General features: G+C 45.0%; 2 protein-coding genes. One reads left to right on the forward strand and one right to left on the reverse strand.

Features of this window, described 5'->3' with window-relative positions; genetic code table 11:
• The coding region (locus AC805_RS12185; RefSeq protein WP_055075695.1) for a hypothetical protein at positions 1–267 on the reverse strand (267 nt) is incomplete at its 3' end.
• A gap of 211 nt (positions 268–478) precedes the next feature.
• On the opposite strand from AC805_RS12185, the gene AC805_RS12190 reads away from it, so the two are divergent.
• Positions 479–1660: a hypothetical protein gene (locus AC805_RS12190; protein ID WP_055075696.1), complete on the forward strand. Its 1182-nt coding sequence runs from the start codon at positions 479–481 to the stop codon at positions 1658–1660.
• The last annotated feature ends 121 nt before the right edge of the window (positions 1661–1781 follow it).

Here is a 1781-nt window from a genome sequence, read left to right on the forward strand (position 1 = left end):
AGCATCAGGCTTCATAGCATCACCAGGCTTAGCATCAGGCTTCATAGCATCACCAGGCTTAGCATCAGGCTTCATAGCATCACCAGGCTTAGGGGTAGCTTTGTCTTTTGAAGCATCAGCAGAAGGCTTTGCAGAAGGGGTAGCATCAGCAGAAGGCTTTGCAGAAGGGGTTGTAGCAGCAGGAGGGGCAGGGGTTTCAGTAGCACAGGAGACCAAACCAGCAGATAATCCAAGGCTTGCAACAATCAAAAGAGCTTTCAGGTTCATAGTTGTAATTTTTTTCTGTTTAGTAATGGATCTAACTAATTTAGGGACTAAGTAAAAATATGTAGTTTGTGTGGAGGAGCCTACGTATAATTACTCACTGATTTTATTCTATGTTAAATAATTGTTAATTAATAGCTTAATTTTTGTAAATTTGTAATCTGTATAGCTAATAGATCGGATAGATCGTGTAGAAGCCTTGTTAAGTAAGGAAATGATCGAAAATATACCTATAAGAATTTTTGAACTAATAATTCAAGGCGATCGCTTACCCAGCTCAGATCGTGAATTATTAGTGGGGGACATCAAAAAAAATAGCGATTGTTTTTTGCCCTTCGATGCTTTATCAATCGAGACGATCGCAAATGCAAATAGGGTCGATGAGGTATTTGATGAGGTATTTAATGACATCGTTGATCGGCGATCGCGTCTCATGGCGTTAGTTTATCCAGAGATCTCGCAAGCCTTGAGTCGTCAAAATATTCTAATTTCGCCCCCTGCTGCCATATTTTCCCTATTGTGGTACTACTGGTTACCCCTCGCCCAAAGGCTAGCCTTTCAGCAAGAAAAAGCTGGGCGCACATTAATCCAAGGTCTATTAGGTGGACAAGGCACAGGCAAAACCACCCTAGGGTATGTCTTAAATATATTGTTGCGCCATCTAGGTAAGACCTTCCTGAGCATCTCCCTTGATGATTTCTATAAAACCTATACCGATCGCCAAAAATTACGCGATCGCCGTCCCGAAATAATTTGGCGAGGTCCCCCTAGTACCCACGATATTGATTTAGGGATTGAAGTTTTACGGGAATTACGCGATCGCTCGTCTGCCCATAGTCAAGGGATTGCTATCCCGCGTTTTGATAAGTCGTTACATGATGGGGCAGGGGATCGGGGCGAGCCTGAAATTTCTGAAAATGCAGATATCGTCCTGTTTGAAGGCTGGTTTGTCGGGATGCATCCTCTGCCTGTTTCTGCATTTCGCAATTTTGTCCCGCCCATTCTGTCGGAGCGCGATCGCGAGTTTGCCCTTGAATGTAACGCCAACCTCTACAATTACTTGCCGCTCTGGGACTACCTCGATAGTCTGATCGTTCTTGTCCCTGAAGACTATACCTACAGCCTGCAATGGCGCATTGAAGCCGAACGCAAACTAATTGCCACGGGGAAAACGGGCATGAGCGATCGTGAAATCGCCCATTTTGTGGAATATTTTTGGAAAGCACTACATCCTGAATTATTTATGCCCCGCATAATCACTCCTACCAGTAGCAGCGATCGCGGCGGCGATTTGGTGGTCAAAATATCGCGATCGCATATGCCAACCAAGATTTACAGCCCCAAACACCGAGATACATCTGAAGCCAGCTTTTATAGCTGCCGCCAGTTTTGTTAGGACAAAATCAAAACCCCAGAGAGAGTTGCCGTGCTCCGCGCGGCAACTCTCTCTGGGGTTTATGTTCTGATATAGTTGGCAGGCGGCAGCTATAAAACCAAAGAGGGGAATGGCGGCGCAA

It is taken from the genome of Pseudanabaena sp. 'Roaring Creek' (assembly GCF_001402795.1).
Taxonomy (GTDB): Bacteria; Cyanobacteriota; Cyanobacteriia; order Pseudanabaenales; family Pseudanabaenaceae; genus Pseudanabaena.

What these genes read in the sequence shown, in the direction of transcription:
- AC805_RS12190 (WP_055075696.1), top strand. Translation starts at nt 479, where the DNA reads ATGATCGAAAATATACCTATAAGAATTTTTGAACTAATAATTCAAGGC.